1 protein-coding gene is annotated in these 612 nt (G+C 67.2%); it reads left to right on the plus strand.

From position 1 onward, the window contains the following. The first annotated feature begins 241 nt into the window (after nucleotides 1-241). Nucleotides 242-523 carry a winged helix DNA-binding protein gene (locus ACXJ3V_RS20380; protein WP_457102177.1) on the plus strand — a complete coding sequence of 94 codons (282 nt, stop codon included), beginning with the start codon at nucleotides 242-244 and terminating at the stop codon, nucleotides 521-523. Nucleotides 524-612: the final 89 nt, after the last annotated feature.

Genomic DNA, 612 nt, shown 5'->3' on the forward strand with positions numbered 1-612 from the left:
CTTCACTTGCGCAGATCGTCCGGGTGCAGGCCCAGACTATCGGCAAGACCCTCATGCGCCTCGAGGCGTACGGGTACGTCGTTCGCCAGCGCAGCCAGTCCGACCGCCGCAGCCAGGTCGTGTCCATCACCGCGGCCGGGACGTCCGCACGCGAAGAAGCACGCGACCTGGAGCGCTCAGTCCTGGCAAACGCGGACGTCGACACCGACACACTGCGTCTTCACTTGCGCAGATCGTCCGGGTGCAGGCCCAGACTATCGGCAAGACCCTCATGCGCCTCGAGGCGTACGGGTACGTCGTTCGCCAGCGCAGCCAGTCCGACCGCCGCAGCCAGGTCGTGTCCATCACCGCGGCCGGGACGTCCGCACGCGAAGAAGCACGCGACCTGGAGCGCTCAGTCCTGGCAAACGCGGACGTCGACACCGACACACTGCGTACAGAACTGCAGGCGATCGTGCGCGGCCTCGCAGCCCAGGCGGAAGAGACAACCCATCCCGCTGAACCAAGGGATCCCGGAAGCTAGACGCTGGTCGTTGACCGGCGCTCCCATGGTGGGGCTCGAGACGGGCCCCGTAGGGTTGGACCGTGAGCAAGACTCGGGTGGTCCCAACG

It is taken from the genome of Microbacterium sp. P5_E9, assembly GCF_054049175.1.